The 16825-nt window shown below is 68.4% G+C and carries 14 protein-coding genes; 10 read left to right on the top strand and 4 right to left on the bottom strand.

Going from position 1 to position 16825, the window contains the following annotated elements; all coding sequences use genetic code 11:
• Positions 1–12: 12 nt before the first annotated feature.
• The gene (locus AC1REK_RS13130) at positions 13–522 is read right to left on the bottom strand and encodes a MarR family winged helix-turn-helix transcriptional regulator (RefSeq protein ID WP_316019889.1); all 510 of its coding nucleotides are present in this window, start codon (positions 520–522) and stop codon (positions 13–15) included.
• A gap of 87 nt (positions 523–609) precedes the next feature.
• Between AC1REK_RS13130 and AC1REK_RS13125 the strand changes: the two genes are divergently transcribed.
• A complete protein-coding gene (locus tag AC1REK_RS13125; protein WP_492267702.1) occupies positions 610–1548 on the top strand; it encodes an alpha/beta fold hydrolase in 939 nt (312 codons plus the stop codon).
• Between the two features lie 58 nt (positions 1549–1606).
• On the top strand, positions 1607–2809 hold the full coding sequence (locus AC1REK_RS13120; protein ID WP_492267703.1) for an ABC transporter substrate-binding protein: 1203 nt from the start codon (positions 1607–1609) through the stop codon (positions 2807–2809).
• Positions 2810–2971: 162 nt separating this feature from the next.
• On the opposite strand, the gene AC1REK_RS13115 is transcribed toward AC1REK_RS13120, so the two are convergent.
• On the bottom strand, positions 2972–4156 hold the full coding sequence (locus AC1REK_RS13115) for an aminotransferase (protein WP_492267704.1): 1185 nt from the start codon (positions 4154–4156) through the stop codon (positions 2972–2974).
• A 118-nt stretch (positions 4157–4274) separates the two neighbouring features.
• Here AC1REK_RS13115 and AC1REK_RS13110 point away from each other — a divergent pair, with 118 nt between their 5' ends.
• Positions 4275–5030, top strand: coding sequence for an SIR2 family NAD-dependent protein deacylase (locus tag AC1REK_RS13110; RefSeq protein ID WP_492267705.1), 756 nt, complete (start codon positions 4275–4277; stop codon positions 5028–5030).
• Positions 5031–5074: 44 nt separating this feature from the next.
• Here the strand turns inward: AC1REK_RS13110 and AC1REK_RS13105 are convergent, their stop codons facing one another.
• Positions 5075–6466, bottom strand: a complete 1392-nt coding sequence (locus AC1REK_RS13105) for an oxygenase MpaB family protein (protein ID WP_492267706.1) — start codon at positions 6464–6466, stop codon at positions 5075–5077.
• A gap of 374 nt (positions 6467–6840) precedes the next feature.
• On the opposite strand from AC1REK_RS13105, the gene AC1REK_RS13100 reads away from it, so the two are divergent.
• The 4 genes from AC1REK_RS13100 (at position 6841) to AC1REK_RS13085 (ending at position 11253) form a co-directional block, all read left to right on the top strand.
• On the top strand, positions 6841–7455 hold the full coding sequence (locus tag AC1REK_RS13100) for a cold-shock protein (RefSeq protein WP_327520961.1): 615 nt from the start codon (positions 6841–6843) through the stop codon (positions 7453–7455).
• A gap of 214 nt (positions 7456–7669) precedes the next feature.
• The gene (locus AC1REK_RS13095) at positions 7670–8347 is read left to right on the top strand and encodes an HPP family protein (protein ID WP_492267707.1); all 678 of its coding nucleotides are present in this window, start codon (positions 7670–7672) and stop codon (positions 8345–8347) included.
• A gap of 106 nt (positions 8348–8453) precedes the next feature.
• Positions 8454–9503 carry an HD-GYP domain-containing protein gene (locus AC1REK_RS13090; RefSeq protein ID WP_492267708.1) on the top strand — a complete coding sequence of 350 codons (1050 nt, stop codon included), beginning with the start codon at positions 8454–8456 and terminating at the stop codon, positions 9501–9503.
• Between the two features lie 160 nt (positions 9504–9663).
• Positions 9664–11253, top strand: a complete 1590-nt coding sequence (locus AC1REK_RS13085) for an ABC-F family ATP-binding cassette domain-containing protein (protein WP_492267709.1) — start codon at positions 9664–9666, stop codon at positions 11251–11253.
• 100 nt (positions 11254–11353) lie between these two features.
• Here the strand turns inward: AC1REK_RS13085 and AC1REK_RS13080 are convergent, their stop codons facing one another.
• Entirely contained in the window at positions 11354–11704 is a 351-nt protein-coding gene (locus AC1REK_RS13080; RefSeq protein ID WP_492267710.1) for a HesB/IscA family protein, read from the bottom strand.
• Positions 11705–11816: 112 nt separating this feature from the next.
• Between AC1REK_RS13080 and AC1REK_RS13075 the strand changes: the two genes are divergently transcribed.
• From AC1REK_RS13075 to AC1REK_RS13065, 3 genes are all read left to right on the top strand, one after another.
• Entirely contained in the window at positions 11817–13055 is a 1239-nt protein-coding gene (locus tag AC1REK_RS13075) for a deoxyguanosinetriphosphate triphosphohydrolase (RefSeq protein ID WP_492273797.1), read from the top strand.
• A 58-nt stretch (positions 13056–13113) separates the two neighbouring features.
• Positions 13114–14880 carry an arginine--tRNA ligase gene (argS, locus tag AC1REK_RS13070; protein ID WP_492267712.1) on the top strand — a complete coding sequence of 589 codons (1767 nt, stop codon included), beginning with the start codon at positions 13114–13116 and terminating at the stop codon, positions 14878–14880.
• 188 nt (positions 14881–15068) lie between these two features.
• A complete protein-coding gene (locus AC1REK_RS13065; RefSeq protein ID WP_492267713.1) occupies positions 15069–16685 on the top strand; it encodes an SPOR domain-containing protein in 1617 nt (538 codons plus the stop codon).
• The last annotated feature ends 140 nt before the right edge of the window (positions 16686–16825 follow it).

Here is a 16825-nt window from a genome sequence, read left to right as displayed (position 1 = left end):
CTTTGCCTCCGGTCAGAGATCGGAGGCGGAGCCCCATTCCGGGACATGGGTCGCGAGCTTGTCGAGCAGCTTGCCGAGCTGCGCCCGTTCGCCAGGGTCGAGGCAGGCGAGCATCGCCGCCTCCCGCGCCTGCAGCATCGGGATGTAGCGCTCGTAGAGCGCCCGGCCCTCGGCCGTGAGGTAAAGCAGCTGGCGGCGATTATCGGCCGGGTCAGGCTCCCGGCGGATCAGCTTCTTCTTGTCGAGCAGGATCACGGCGCGGCTGACGCTCGCCTTGAGATGGCCGGAGAACTCGCAGAACTCGCTCGCGCTCGCGCCGTCGCGCACCGTCAGGAAGATCAGGATGACGATCTCCGGCCGGGTCAGCCCGAACTCCGTCTCGATCAGGCGGAAGGAGGGCTCGCGATAGAAATTCAGGACGTAGCCGATCTTGTAGGCGGTCGGGATCGCGGTCCCGTCCAGGATGGCGCGCCGCTGAGCGGCGTCCAGCCCGGCGGACTCGTCCTGTTGAATTAGTCTCACATTAGACTTTTTTGTTGCGCGCGCCATGAGCCGGTCCTAGCATCCTCGGCTACAGATGGCACGGCCTTGCCGCGCCGGGAGGAGGCGATGGACCAGGCTGGTGCCACAGGGCGGCAGGCGCTTTCGCGCGCGCTGCAACGGCAATGCTTTTATTCGGGCACCGAGGCCCATCCGATCTATGTCGACCGGCTCGGGTCGGCCGGGGCAGGGCGTTTGCCGATCGTCCTCGTCCACGGCGGTGGCCATACCGGCGCCTGCTATCTGACGACGCCCGATGGCCGGCCCGGCTGGGCGCCTGTCTTCGCCGCGTCCGGCCGCGAGGTCTTCGTGCCGGATTGGCCGGGTCATGGCCGTTCGCCGATGCGGCCGGATTTCGCCACCTTGTCGACCGTCGAGATCGCGACCAGCCTGCAGCGCCTGCTGGAGGAGATCGGGCCGGCGGTGCTCCTGGTGCATTCGGCGAGCGGGCCGATGGCCTGGTGGATCGCCGAGCAGGCGCCGGGGGCGGTTGCTGCGATCGTCGGTGTCGCGCCGGGCGGGCCAGCCAATCTCCTGCCCGTGCTGCCCGACGATGCCGAGGCGGTGGCGAAGCTCAGGGACGATGAGAGCCTGGGCTGCCCGGTCCGCGTCGAGGAAGACAGCCCGCTCTTCATCCCGCCCGAGTTCATACGGGCCTACTGGGCCAACTCCGAGCGCTTCCCGAAACAGGCCTTCGAGGCCTATCGGCGCTCGATCGTGCCCGAGAGCGCGCGTCTGATGAACGAGCGCTTCAATATCGGCGGCAAGGGCCTGCGGATCGGGGATCCTGCGGCGCTGGCGGGCCATCCGATCCTGATCGTCACCGGCGACAGCGACCCGCGCCATCCGCGCGCGGTCGACGAGGCGACGGCCCGCTATCTCGGCGCCGAATTCGTCTGGCTGCCGGAGCGGGGGATCGCGGGCAACGGCCATATGCCGATGTGCGAGGACAACAGCGACGAGATCGCGGCCCTGATCGTCGCCTGGCTGGAGGCCAAGGGTCTTTGACGTGAAGAACGCCGGCGCCTGTCGCAGCCGGCGAGACAACGAGCTCGGGAGGAATGTGATGCGGTCGCTTCTGTTGGGCGGCGCCATGCTGGCGCTCGCCAATCTGCCGGCGCTGGCGCAGGTCAGCGACGATGTCGTGAAGATTGGCGTGCTGACCGACATGGGCGGCGTGACAGCCGATATCGGCGGCAAGGGCTCGGTGATCGCAGCCGAGCTGGCGCTGAAGGAGTTCGGCGCGACCGTGCTCGGCAAGCCGATCCAGATCGTCGCCGCCGACCATCAGCACAAGGCCGATGTCGGCACCTCGATCGCCCGGCAATGGTTCGACGTCGACAAGGTCGACGCTGTGGTCGACATCCCGAACTCGGCGGTGGCGCTGGCGCTGCAATCGCTCGCCCGCGAAAAGAAGAAGATCGTGATGTATTCCGGCGCCGGCACGACGGCGCTGACCAATGAGCAGTGCTCGCCCTATGGCTTCCACTGGACCTACGACACCTATGGCGTGGCGCGCGGCACCGCCTCGGCCGTGGTCAAGGCCGGCGGCACCTCCTGGTTCATGCTGGCCTCGGATTATGCCTTCGGCCACCAGTTGCAGAAGGACGCGACCGACGTGGTCGAGGCCAATGGCGGCAAGGTCGTCGGATCGGTGCGCCACCCGCTCAACAATGCCGATTTCTCCTCCTTCCTGCTGCGGGCGCAGTCCTCCGGCGCCAAGGTCGTCGGGATCGCCAATGCCGGCAACGACACCGTCAACGCGATCAAGCAGGCCGGCGAGTTCGGTCTGGTGGAGCAGGGCCAGAACCTCGCGGCGCTGATCTTCTTCCTGCAGGACGTCCACAGCCTCGGCCTCAAGGCGACGCAGGGCACCTACCTGACCACCGCCTCCTATTGGGACCTCGACGAGCCCTCGCGCGCCTGGTCGAAGCAGTTCATGGAAAAGGCGGGAATGATGCCCTCCATGCTGCATGCCGGCGTCTACGGCTCGGTGCTGCACTATCTCAAGGCGATCAAGGAAGCCGGTACCGACGATCCCGACAAGGTCGCGGCGGCGATGCGCGCGATGCCGATCAACGACGCCTTCACCAAGGACGCGACGATCCGCGCCGACGGCCGCGTGCTGCGCGAGATGTATCTCGCCCGGGTCAAGAAGCCGGCGGATTCGAAGGGGCCGTGGGACTATTTCGAGATCGTGCGCAAGATCGAGCCGTCCGAGACGGTCTGGCCGCTGTCGGAGAGCAAGTGCCCGGCGGTGAAGGGGTGACGCCCTCGCCGTAAAGCGCGCGAGTCGTCCCGGGCGACCGAAGGGAGATCCGGGACCCAGGCCTGAACCCTTATCGGCGAGGCTCAGGCATGGATCCCGGATCTCCGCTTCGCTACGTCCGGGATGACAGCGCAGCGGAGATGTCGAGGCCCGGCCCCGCGCTCAGAGCGAGAAGCCCTTCAGCCTGTCGCCGAGCTCGCCGAGCCGGTCGGCGCCGACATTGGCGATGGCGATGCGCAGGTGCCGCTCCTGGCCGGGGCCGAAATAGGGGCCGGGGAGGGCGAGCACACCGCGCTCCTGAACCAGGCGGCGCACCACCTCTGCCGCCGGCACGCCCTCGAACGGATGGGCGAGATAGGCGAAGTAGGCGCCGGCGGCGAGGACGTTCCAGCCGTTCAGGGGCGCCATGGTTTGGCGGAACAGCTCGGCGCGGGCATTGATCTCGGCGCGGTTGGCCTCGCGCCAGGCGCGGATGCCGTCGATGCCCCAAGCGATGGCGCCCTGACCCGCCCTGACCGGGCTGATCTGGATGCAGTCGAGCACCTTGCCGATCTGCGCCAGGACCGCTTCGCCGGCGGTGATCGCGCCCAGCCTCCAGCCCGGCACGGCATAGGCCTTGGAGAAACTGTAGAGGCCGATCAGCGAATCACGCCAGTCGCTTGCGGCGAAGAGTTCATGCGAGCGGCCAGCCCCGTCCGGCAGGAAATCGCGATAGGTCTCGTCGAGCACCAGCCAGATCCTGCGCCGACGGCAGAGTTCCGCGAAGGCGGCAATGGTGGCCGGCGGATAGACAGCGCCGGTCGGATTGTTCGGTGTCACCAGCACGATGGCGCGGGTGCGATCGTCGATCAGGCTCTCGGCCACGGCGACATCGGGCACGAAGGCCTGTTCGGGATCGCAGGGCAGCGGGCGCGGCTCGACGCCGAGCATGTTCAGCGTCATCTCATGGTTGAAGTACCAGGGTGTCGGCAGCAGCACATTGTCGCCGGCGCGGGCCACCGCCATCATCGTCACGACATAGGCCTGGTTGCAGCCGGCGGTGATCGCGATCTCCTGCGGCGAGATCGGCGCGCCATAAAAGGCGCTGGTCTCCGCAGCATAGGCTTCGCGCAGAGCAAGGTCGCCAATGATGGCGCCATAGCGGGTCTGGTCGGGGCGGCCGGCCGCCTCGGCCAGGCGCTCCAGCAGCGCGGCGGGCGGCGGCGAGCCCGGCACGGCCTGCGACAGGTCGATCAGCGGGCCGCGACGGCCGTCATAGGCTCTCGCCCAGCCCTGCGCCTCGGGGATCGGCGGGGTGGCGGTGTCGATGAGGTCGGGGTTCAGCGGGGCGGGGGACGGCGAAGACATGGGCGAGCTTTGCGGCGCCCGCGCCGCGCCGTCAACGCCCAGGCGCCCGCAGTCTTGGAGCGCGGGGCGCCCGCCGCCATATTCGCCGGGAAGCAATGATGATCCGGGGCCCGGCGGCATGGATGAAGAGACACAGGACGCGATCGAGGAACTGCATGCGATGCTCGATCGCGCCCGGGTGATCGTCCCCTTCACCGGCGCCGGCATCTCGACCGAATCGGGCGTGCCCGATTTCCGCTCGCCGGGCTCGCCCTGGATGGTCAACAAGCCGATCCCGTTCGACGTCTTCGTCCACAGCCGGGAAGCACGCATCGAGGCCTGGCGGCGGAAGTTCGCCATGGACGACCATTTTCCGGATGCCAGGCCCAATCGCGGCCATCGCGCGCTGGCGACGCTGGTCGCGGAAGGGCGCTCGCCGGGCGTGATCACCCAGAACATCGACGGGCTGCACCAGGCTTCGGGCATCGCCGAGGACGCCGTGATCGAGCTGCACGGCAACGGCACCTATGCGACCTGCCTGAGCTGCGGCTGGCGCCATGAGCTTAAGGCGATCCGGCGCGCGTTCGAGGCCTCGGGCGAGCCGCCGGACTGCCTGATCTGCGGCGGCGTGGTGAAGGCCGCGACCATCTCCTTCGGCCAGCAGATGCCACAAGGGCAGATGCTGCGCGCCCATGAGATGACGCTCTCGGCCGATCTCTATCTCGTCGCCGGCTCGTCGCTGGTCGTGTTCCCGGCGGCGAGCTTTCCGGTCGTCGCCAAGCGCAACGGCGCCAAGCTCGTGATCCTCAACCGCGAGCCGACCGATCTCGATCCGATCGCCGATCTCGTGGTGCGGGCTGAGATCGGCGCGGCGCTGGCAAGACTGGCGAACTGAACGGCTGCGCCGTGCCCGCCGCCGTCGATGCCGCGCGGTTCGCGTTAGCTCGGCCTGCGCGTCGCGGCGGCGGAGGCGGGCCGGCCGTCAGCTCGCTCGCCCGGCACCGGCTGCGGAGCAGGGGGCGTGCTCGGACGGTAAGCCGCCGCATCGGTCGTGAAATGCGCATGCCCCCAGGCTGCGAGCTGCCTCTCGATGATCGCGACCAGGCGCCGATCGACCGCGGCCGAGAGCATCGGGATGTTCATGGCGAGCTTGTAGGCCAGCATGCGGCTGCCGGCGACCGCCGCGGCGATGCCGTAGCAGAGCTTGTCCAGCGCATCGGGAACCACGCCCATGCTTGCCGCTTTCGCCTTGTCCCCGCCGGCATAGTTCTTGACGAAGAAGACCTTCGAGAAGCCTTTCTCGACCCGGTCGAAGAGGCGGGATGGGAGGGACTTGTCCGGCGGGAGATAGGCGCCGAGCGTGGCGCGCAGGAGGTTGCCGCAGGTCTCGTCATCGAAGCCCGAGCGCAATGTCGCAAGGCTCGCGGCCATCAGCGTCACGATCTCCTTCGGCGTCGTCGCCAGCAGCGCCTCGGGCAGGCCCAGCAGATGGCAGCGATAGCGGCTGAGCTCGACACGGGCGCGCTCCTGCGCCGTGAACTCGCTGCGGCCCTGCCTCATCACGTCGGCCGCCATCATGGTGACCCCGATGAGACCGGCCGGCATCTGATCGACCTGCGGGATCGGGATACCGTAGACCGAGACGTCCCAGCGGCCCTTGCGCATGGCGTTGAAGCGCACCATCGAATGCATCAGGCGGACCATCGCCGCCGCGCGGAAGCCCTCGCCGTCACGGGCGAGCGCTCCGGGCAGCACCGAGGTCGCGAAGAAGGTCGCCGTCTCCTTGACGCGCCTCGCGGCGCTCTCGTTCGAGAGCGTCCCTGTCAGCGCCATCGGAAGCGCGGCGTAGCGGTTCATGAAGGTCGCGATGAAGGCGGCGCGGATGGCGATGGGGCTCATGATCGCCATGGCCGCGCGCTCGACGCGCGCGCCTTCCTCGACCATCGCCATGTCGAGCCAGTCGGGCACCGTCTCCATCGCCGCGATGAAGCCGCGCAGTTCGGGCGGGGCGCAGGCAACGGAAGCGATGCCGTGCCTGCAGGCCTGGTCGAGCATCTCGATCAGCCGCTTGAAACCGTACTCCGGCATCAGGGCGGCATAGGGGTCGGCGACGCGGTCGCCCATGAAGGTGTAGGCGCGGATCAGCGTCATCAGGCGATCGTCGGCGAGAAGCTGGGCTCGCTCAGCCTCGCCTACAGTTCGCAGTTCGTTCGGATCACCGGCCGCGCCGGCGAAGCGCTCCGGCACGGCGTCGAAATCCACCGCTCCGTAGATCGCAGGCGTCACAACCGCCTGCGCCCGCACCTGATCCCAAATCTGCTGCTTGTACATGTCGCCCATCCCGCCTGGAGCCGTTTCGAAGCGGCCCCCCGGAGCCACGCGGGCGCACCGTAGGCAGTCGCGCTTAACCTCGGCTTACCCAACGGCGTTTCCAGTTACGGCGGCCTGCCTGCAGCACAGGCTTGGCGGGTGGCCGTCGGCCTCCGATCACGAGCATGGCCCCGCACCGCGCCGTCATTTCGCCTGTCGTGGCGGAGCCCGGGCGAGCTGTCGGCCCATGGGGACGGAAGTCGGCCCGAGGGCGGCCATCCCAGTATATTTTCCGGCTCGATCATGTGGATGGAAGCGTTGGCGCTGTTTCGCGAGTCCTCTGCGGTGCTATCGTCGCAAGACGAATCAGATTTCGCATCGGAGATGAGCGGCACATGTCCGACGAGTACGGCGATGGTGGGAGGCCCCCACTCGGACCGATCCAATCGCTCAACCGGGTCGTGCGGCTCGACGGGCCCGAGGCTGGGATCGCCGATGCGGGCGTCGAGCTCGCCGGCTACGTCAAATGGTTCGACGTCAGCAAGGGGTACGGCTTCGTCGTGCCGGAAGATGGCGGCAGCGACATCCTCGTCCATGTCACGATCCTGAAGCGCGACGGCTTCAACGCCATCGCCGAAGGCGCCCGCATCGTGCTCGAAGTGATCGCGAAGGCGCGCGGCCGCCAGGCGATCCGCGTGCTCTCGATCGACACCTCGGCCGGCCGCCATCCCGCCGAAATGCCGATGCCGCGCACGAATGCCACGGTGACGCCGACCAGCGGGCTCGAGCGCATGGTGGTGAAGTGGTTCAACCGGCTGCGCGGCTTCGGCTTCGTCTCGGCCGGCGAGGGAGCGCCCGACATCTTCGTCCATATGGAGACGCTGCGCCGTTACGGCATCGTCGAGCTGATCCCCGGCCAGACCGTGCTGGTCCGCTATGGACCCGGGCCGAAGGGGCTGATGGCGGCCGAGATCCGGCTGGAGCAGGGCGGGCCGCCGAGCTCGCACTGAGAAAAACACTCTCCGGAAGGGCGCCTGCGGGCGCCTTTTTTGTTGCGCCGGACGCGTCTGGAGCAGGATTTAGGCAAATAACATACAGTGCTGTGAATTACTGATTTTGCCGTTGTTTTGTGCGTAATGCCGATTATAGAGGCGGTCGAAACTGATAGTTGGAGCGCGCCCGGCTCGGCCTGTGTGTCGGCGGGATGGCTCCGGAGAACCGGCCGTGAAGCTGTTCCATCCGATCCTGGCCGGTGCGACGCTGGCCGAGCGCACGGCAGCCTGCGCCGGTGTCTTCACGGCGATTGCGCTCACCGCAGCGGCGGGCTTCATGTTCCCGATCCATGCTCCGCTCGTCGTTGCGCCGATCGGGGCGTCGGCTGTGCTGGTTTTCGTGGTGCCTGCCAGCCCGCTGGCGCAGCCTTGGCCGGTGATCGGCGGCAATGTGATCTCGGCCTTCGTCGGGCTGGCGGTCGGCTGGGCGGTCCCGGAGCTGACGATCGCGGCGGCACTGGCAGTCGCGCTCGCCATCGCGGTGATGTCGCTGACGCGCTCGCTGCACCCGCCGGGTGGCGCGGTCGCGCTGACGGCCGTGCTCGGCGGTCCTGCCGTGATGAAGTGGGGGCTGCTCTTCCCCTTCGTGCCGATCGGGCTCTGCTCCTTGTCGCTGGTTGCGCTCGGCGCCGCTTTCCACGGGGTCACGCGCCGCAGCTACCCGCATCGTCCGCCAAGCGCCGATCCTGTGCTTCCCCTAGCCGTTCCGACGGCGGCGTTCAGCCCGTCCGATATCGACGAAGCCCTGGCGCAGATGGGCGATTCCTTCGATATCGCCCGCGAGGACCTGGACCTTCTGCTGCAATACGCCGAGGCGAGCGCGATGCGACGGCAGGCCCTGAGCTCCTGATCCGCGCCGATATTCTTCACGCCTTGCGCGAGAAGCGGCGAATTTGAGCGATTCCGTTTCATCGGGCCTCACGGATCCCTGGCTAGGGTGACCTCGTTATGAGGACATGCCTATCGCCGTGCTGCTGATCACCGACCGCCCAGAACAAAGTCACAAGCTCGACCGGCTGCTGTCGCTCTGGGGCCGCTGCGCGGTCGTCGACCTGAACCGGCCGGTGGCAAAGCTCCCCGAAACGCGGCAGCTGCTGATCAGCGATGTCGATCTGTCGAGCCGCGCCTCGGTCGAGGCGATGCGCCGCGCGCTCGCCAGCCACAAGCGGACAGGGGTTCCCCATCTCTGTCTGGTGCGGGACCGTTCGGCCCGGACGACGGTGCAGGCGAACGCCATCGGAGCCAGCGCCGTGCTGCCGGCCGATGTCCCGGTCAAGGTCCTGCTCGGCGAAGTCGGCCGCATGCTGAATGGCGGTGGCGGGCCCGAGCCGGTTCAGCAGCATTTCCTCTCGGCCTCGGCGGCCGTCGCCGACATGCTGGCGAGCGCCGCCCGTGGCGAACTTTTGCCGGCCGCTGCGATCGAGGAGGGCGTCGAGGCGATCAACCGTGCCGCCGACAGGCGCGATCTCGGGGCTTGGCTCGAACTGGTCTGGGACCACGACGATGCGACCTACCAGCACTGCCTCCTGGTTGCCGGCCTGGCGGCCGCCTTCGCCCAGCGGATCGGATTCCCGGAGCATGCGCGCCGACTGGTGACGGGCGCGGCGTTGCTGCACGACATCGGCAAGGCGCGTATCCCGCTCGCCATCCTGCACAAGCCCGGGCCGTTGACGGCGGAAGAACAACTGATCGTGCGCGAGCATCCGCAGATCGGCTACGAGATGCTGTGCCGGCAGGGTGGCTTCGCGGCCGACATCGTCGATGTCGCCCGCAGCCACCACGAATATCTCGACGGCTCCGGTTATCCGCAGGGCCTGCGGGCAGGGGAGATCTCCGATCTCGTGCGGATGATCACCATCTGCGACGTCTACGGTGCGCTGATCGAACGGCGCTCCTACAGGGCGCCGATGGCGCCTGAGGAGGCCTACCGGGTGCTCGTGACGATGGTCGGCAAGCTCGACGCCGATCTGGTGCGCGTCTTCAGGCAGGTCGCTCTGCCGAACTGACGGGAATGACGTCGCGATAGGGCACGCCCGGCCAAGCGACTTGAACGCGCCGCATCCTCGGTGTAGCCGAGGACGACGACACCAGACAGGATGAACGCAGACATGGATTTCCACCCGACCGCAACGCCGCTTCGCCTTGCCGCCGGGGAACTCCGTATCCATGCCTGCTTCGATCATCCTGTCCAAACTGAGCTGGTCCACGCCTGAAGGGCGCCGACTCTTCTCCGATCTCGATCTTTCCTTCGGCCCCGAACGCACCGGCCTTGTCGGGCGCAACGGCGTCGGCAAGACCACCTTGTTCAAGCTGATCACGGGCGAATTGCCGCCCGCTTCGGGCAGCGTCGTCACCAACGGCAAGCTCGCGGTTCTGGCACAGGCGGTGTCGCAGGTCGCGGCAGAGACGGTGGCGGATCTATTCGGCTTTGCTCCGGCCCTGGCCGTGCTGGACCGCGCCGAGCGCGGGATCGCCACCGCTGCCGAGCTTGCCGAAGCGGATTGGACGCTGGAGGCGCGCCTCGCCGCGGCCCTCGCCAGATTCGGGCTGGATATGCCTCCGGCCACGGCGCTCGCCTCGCTCTCCGGCGGGCAGCGCACCCGGGTGGGTCTGGCCGCGCTGCTCTTCGCTGAGCCCGATTTCCTTGTCCTCGACGAGCCGACCAATAATCTCGACCGCGATGGTCGCGAGGCGGTGATCGCGATGCTCGCGACATGGCGCGCCGGGGCGATCGTGATCAGCCATGATCGGGAGTTGCTCGAGACCATGGACGCCATCGTCGAGCTGAATTCCCTCGGCGCGACGCGATATGGCGGCAACTGGTCCCATTACCGGGAACGGAAGGCGCTCGACCTCGCTGCCGCCCGGCACGATCTGTCGACCGCCGAGCAGCGCCTGGCGGAGGTGGCCCGGGACAGGCAGTTCGCGAGCGAGCGCAAGGCGCGCAAGGACGGCGCGGGCCAGCGCAAGCGTGCCAAAGGCGACATGCCGCGCATCCTGATGGGCGCCCGGCAGAACCGCAACGAGAACAGCGGCGGCAATGCCGCGCTCCTGGCCGAGCGGAAGCAGGCGCAGGCTGAGGCGGCGATCGAGACGGCGCGCAACCGCATCGAGATTCTTCAGCCGCTTTCGGTCGCGGTTCCGCCATCGGGGCTCGCGGCCGGGAAGACCGTGTTGCGGGTCGATGGCCTGTGCGGCGGCTACGCGCCCGATCGCCCGATCATTCGGGATCTGTCTTTCTCGATCACGGGGCCGGAGCGCGTCGCGGTGACCGGCCCCAATGGTTCGGGCAAGTCGACGCTGCTCAGGCTGCTGACCGGCGAACTGCCTTCTTCGACGGGAGAAATCCGCCTCGATGTCGACTGGGCGCTGCTCGACCAGAGCGTCGGCATGCTCGACCCATCAGACTCGATCAGGGACAATTTCCGGCGGCTCAACCCCGGTGCCGATGAGAATGCCTGTCGCGCCGCGCTGGCCCGCTTCCGGTTCAGGGCCGATGCTGCCTTGCAGGCGGTGACGACGCTGAGTGGCGGCGAGCTCATGCGGGCGGGCCTCGCCTGCGTGCTCGGCGGGGGCAGTCCGCCGGTTCTCCTGATCCTCGACGAGCCGACCAATCATCTCGACATCGAGTCGATCGAGATCATCGAAGGCGGTTTGCGTGCGTATGACGGGGCGCTGCTCGTCGTCAGCCACGACCGGCGCTTCCTGGAGGAGATCGCGATGTCGCGCTGGCTGGAGCTCAAGGTGGCCGATTGACGGCGCCATGGCCAGACGATCTCGGCGCTTCGAGCAAACGGCGGCGAAGCGTGGACCCTCGAACTCCGGCTACCGGCGTGGCACCGGACCGGAGATCGGGTCAGAGCGCGAAGGACGTGCCGCAGCCGCAGGAGGCGGTGGCGTTCGGATTGGTGATCTTGAAGGACTGGCCGACGAGATCGTCGACGAAGTCGATGGTGCAGCCTTCGAGCAGGTCGAGCGAGGTCTCGTCGATCAGCACCGTCGCGCCGCTGCGCTCGATCACGAGATCGCCGGGGGCCTTCTCGCGGTCGATGTCGAAGACGTACTGGAATCCCGAGCAGCCGCCGCCGGCGACGCTGACGCGCAGCATCGAGCCGGGTGGCTCCTTGGCCATGACCGCGACGATGCGCCCCGCTGCCTTGTCGGTCAGCGAGATCGCGTGCGGATTGGCCTCGATCACGGTGGTCATGCGCAGAACATCCTTGCTCCTGCCTCGACCACAAAGGTAATGGCCAGCGGGCGCCCGTTCAAGCCGCGTCCGCCGGTGGGCGGCCAGGCAGCGAGCGAACAGGTAGCAAGCGATGATGGCGCCAGCACCAGACCAGTCTCATCCGCGCGAGCCCGGCGACCGCTGGCGTGCGCCTTACGCCTGCCGCACGGCGACGAGCCGCGGCCGGCTGGTCGAGGAGCCGGGCTCGGCGACGCGCAACCCGTTCCAGCGCGATCGCGACCGCATCATCCACTCCGCCGCCTTCCGCCGGCTGAAGCACAAGACCCAGGTCTTCGTCGCCCATGAGGGCGATCATTTCCGCACGCGCCTGACCCATTCGATCGAGGTCGCGCAGATTGCGCGCGCTCTGGCCAGGGCGCTCGGGCTCGACGAGGACCTCGCCGAGGCACTGGCGCTGGCGCACGACCTCGGCCACACCCCCTTCGGGCATACCGGCGAGGACGCGCTCGACGAATGCATGAAGGATTTCGGCGGCTTCGACCACAACGCCCAGACCCTGCGGATCGTGACGCGCCTCGAGCGGCGCTATGCCGGCTTCGACGGGCTGAACCTGACCTGGGAGACGCTGGAAGGGCTGGTCAAGCACAACGGCCCGTTGATCGGGGCAGATGGCCGGCCGGTCGCGCGCTACGCCAAGACCGGCATCCCGGCGGCGATCGTCGAGTATCAGGCCAAGCAGGATCTCTGGCTCGACAGCCACGCCTCGGCCGAGGCGCAGGCCGCGGCGCTCGCCGACGACATCGCCTACAACGCCCATGACATCGACGACGGGCTGCGCGCCGGGATGTTCGAACTGTCCGAGCTGCGTGCCGTGCCCTTCCTCGCCGGATTGCTGGACGAGATCGAGGCGCTGCATCCGGGGCTGGAGAAGCCGCGCGCGACCAATGAGCTGGTGCGGCGGGTCATCACCCGCTTCGTCGAGGACGTCATCGGCAATTCCGAGGCGCTGATCGCGAAGCTCGGCCCGGCTGATGTCGACGCGATCCGCCGGGCAGGGGGCCCAGTTGTCGCCTTCTCGGACGGGATCGCCGCGGCCGACAAGGCGATCAAGAATTTCCTCTACCCCAACATGTACCGGCATCCGCGCATCAGGCTGATCCGCCAGCAGGCGGCGGATGTGGTGCGGGACCTTTTCGGGCGCTTCAGCGCCGTGCCGGAGGCGATGCCGGGCGAATGGTCGGCCGACTGCAAGAGCCTGGACGAGGGGCGCCGGGCGCGCCGAATCGCCGACTACATCGCCGGCATGACCGACTGGTACGCGCTCGACGAGCACCGGCGCCTGTTTGACGCCACCCCGTCGCTGCGATAGGGCCGGGCCGGTTATTCCTTCGAAATCCATCAATCTCCGTCGAAAATCGCTGGTCGCCATGAATATTTTCGAGACTTTCTCCGCGCGCCTTGCCGCCATCCTTTCCGGCATGGCCGAGGCCGGCCGCATTCCCGCTGGCCTCTCGCTGGCGCGAGTCGTGGTCGAGCCGACGAAGGACCCGGCCCATGGCGATCTCGCGATCAACGCCGCCATGGTGCTCGCCAAGGAAGCCGGCATGGCGCCGCGCGCGCTCGCCGAGCTGATCGTCGCCGAGCTCGCCAAGGATGCCGATGTCCTCAAGGCCGAGATCGCCGGGCCGGGCTTCATCAACCTCACCCTGCAGCCGGCCGTCTTCACCGCGGTTCTGAAGTCGGCGGTGCTGGCCGGCACCGAGCATGGCCGGGGCCGTGCGAAGCCGGCGCCGAAGATCAATGTCGAATACGTCTCGGCCAATCCGACCGGTCCGATGCATGTCGGCCATGGCCGCGGTGCGGTGTTCGGCGATGCGTTGTCGGCCCTGCTCGCCTTCGCCGGCCACGACGTCACCCGTGAGTATTACATCAACGATGCCGGCGCGCAGGTCGACGTCCTCGCCCGCTCCGCCTTCCTACGGTATCGCGAGGCGCTCGGCGAGGAAATCGGCGCGATCCCGGAGGGGCTCTATCCCGGCGACTATCTGGTCTCTGTCGGGCAGGCGCTGGCCCGCGAGCATGGGCAGGCCTTGCTCGGTAAGGCCGAATGGGACTGGCTGCCGACCGTGCGCCAGGCGGCGATCGACGGCATGATGGCGATGATCCGCGACGATCTCGCCGCGCTCGGCGTCGTCCACGAGGTCTTCTTCTCGGAGCGCTCGCTGCAGGGCAGGGACGGGAACTCCGACGCCGTGCATCAGACGATCGAGGATCTGCGCGCCCGCGACCTGATCTATGAGGGCCGGCTGCCGCCGCCCAAGGGCCAGAAGGACGAGGACTGGGAGGACCGCGAGCAGACCCTGTTCCGCGCCACCAAGTTCGGCGACGATGTCGACCGGCCGCTGCTGAAGTCCGATGGCAGCTACACCTATTTCGCCAACGACATCGCCTATCACCGCTCTAAGTTCACGCGCGGCTTTGCCGAGATGATCGACGTCTGGGGCGCCGACCATGGCGGCTACGTCAAGCGCATGCAGGCGGCGGTCAAGGCCGTGACGAACGGCGACGGCGCGCTCGACGTCAAGCTCTGCCAGCTCGTGCGCCTGCTGCGGAATGGCGAGCAGGTTCGCATGTCGAAGCGCTCCGGCGACTTCGTCACGCTGCGCGAGGTCATCGACGAGGTTGGCCGCGACGCGGTGCGCTTCATGATGATCTTCCGCAAGAACGACGCGACGCTCGACTTCGACCTCGCCAAGGTGGTCGAGCAGTCGAAGGACAATCCGGTCTTCTACGTCCAGTACGCGCATGCGCGCTGCGCTTCGATCTTCCGCCAGGCGAAGGAAGCCTTCCCGGATCTCGACCTCTCGCCGCAGGCGCTGGCGCAGGCCGATCTCGGCTTGCTGACCGACGAAGCGGAGATCGGCATCGTCAAGATGATTGCCGCCTATCCGAGGATGATCGATGCCGCGGCTTCGTCACATGAGCCCCATCGTGTCGCCTTCTTCGTCCACGAATTGGCGAGTGCCTTCCACTCGCTCTGGAACAAGGGCAAAGACTCGCCGCAATTACGGTTCGTTAATCAAACTGATCGAAAGTCGACCGCAGCAAGATTGGCGTTCGTGCATGCGGTGCGCAGCGTCCTTGCTTCCGGTCTGGCGGTCGTCGGTGTGACGGCGCCGGAAGAGATGCGCTGACGGGTCTGACCCCCGTCGCCTCGGGCGCCCTGCGGATCAGAAGATCCGGCCAGCGCTTGCCGGGATCGATGCGGGAGCGGGATTGGTTGGGTGTGCCGAAAGGCGGGCCGGCCGGGCTTTCGTCAGATTGACCGCGTGCGGCCGGCGTTCTTTGATGGCGTTGGCAGCGCGCTGGAATGGATCATGTCATGAGCGAGCCAGCTAGAAACCGTTTCGCCCTCGACCTCGACGACCTCGAGCGTCAGCTGCGCGGCGCGGCCCAGCCGCAGAAGCCGGGTGCTGCGAACGACCCGTTGATGGAGCTGACCAGGCTCGTCGGCCAGGACGATCCGCTCAAGGAATTGTTCAGTGGCCGCAGCGCGCCTGCTGCCGCCGCTCCGGCACGGCCTGCGATGGAAGCGCCGGCGCAGTGGCAGGCGCCACGTGCCGAGCCTTCGTTCCGGCCGACCGTGGCGAGCCCGGCGTCGGTCCAGGCCTCGCCGCCGCCTCCGGCCGAGCTGATGGGGGCGCTCGACGAATTCGAGGCGCTCCTGCGCCGCACGGAGCCGGCGAGGGCGCCGGCCGCTCCCGCCGCCCCGGCGCAGGCGCGTCATTACGAGCAGCCGCGCCATCAGGACGCGGCCTATCCGGAGTATGACGAGCCGGCCGCCGTCCCGCAGACCTATCAGGCGCAGGGCTACACGACCCAGGTCGAGGCCGGCCCGCACGCCTATGTGCCCGAAGAGCCGCGCGATCTCGACGAGGCCGCCCGGCAGGGTTACCCGGTCGGCTATGACCACGCGCTGCCGCAGGATTATTCCGAGCAGCCGCAATATGCCGAGCAGCCGCAGGCGGAGGACGAGGGGCGCGACTACGAGAAGCCGCGCTCGCGCAAGGGGCTCTGGGCTGCAGCCGCGCTGATTGCCGTCACCGTCGCTGGCGTCGGCCTTGCGATGACCTTCCGCAATTCGCGCCCGGCAGCGGGCCCCGACGGCCAGCCGCCGGTGATCAGCGCCGACAACGCGCCGACCAAGGTCGCGCCGGTGAACCCGGGCGGTGCCGAGATCCCGAACCAGAACAAGCAGATCTACGAGCGCTCGGCCGACGCCGTCGGTGCCGAGACCAAGGTGGTCTCCCGCGAGGAGCAGCCGGTCGACGTGCAGCAGGCGGCCCGCTCGATGTCGTCGCGCCCGGTCTCGTCCGACCAGGCCGCTGCCGCGATGGCTGCCGGCGAGCCGGGTCTGATTCCGGTTCCGCCCGTCCCCGGCCTCGGCGAGCCCCGCAAGGTCCGCACCGTCGCGATTCGGCCCGATGGCACGCCGGTTCCGGCGGCGGGCAATGGCGCCGCAGCGGCGGCCCAGCAGCCGATGGTAACTGGCTCCGCGCCGGTCAATCGCCCGGCTGCGACGCCGGCGGCCGATGTCGCCAAGGTGCAGGAGCGCGCTGCCGCCGCGACGACGCCGCAGGCCGCGGTGACGCCGCCGCCGGCTCCCCGGACTCGCACGGCCGCGCTCGACCCGACCCCGCCGGCCAGCCCGGCCCCGACGGCGGCTGCGACCGCTCCGCGGACGGACGCCAATGGCGGCTTCGCCGTCCAGCTGGCTGCACCCGGCAGCGAAGCCGAGGCGCGCGCGACCTTCGCGGCGCTGCAGCGCAAATATCCCGGCCAGCTCGGCGGCCAGAGCCCGATCGTCCGCAAGACCGAGCTCGCCGGCGGCAAGACCGTCTATCGCCTGCGCGTCGGCCCCTATTCGCGCGAGGATGCGACGACGATGTGCACGGCCCTGCAGGCAGCGGGCGGCCAGTGCTTCATCGCCAAGAACTGATCCGCCAGCACCGGATCTGACGGCCTTGCCGTCACTGGATCAGCGCCGGCCGCGAGCTTCGCGGCCGGCGCTTTCGTTTTGCGCCCTGCGAGCGGTTCCGGGGCGAGGGCGGTGCCGCACGCTTGCGCGCGGCTTCCTCG

Source organism: Allobosea sp. GW823-FHT02B03 (genome assembly GCF_058797755.1).
This window is presented reverse-complemented; position numbering and strand designations above follow the sequence as displayed.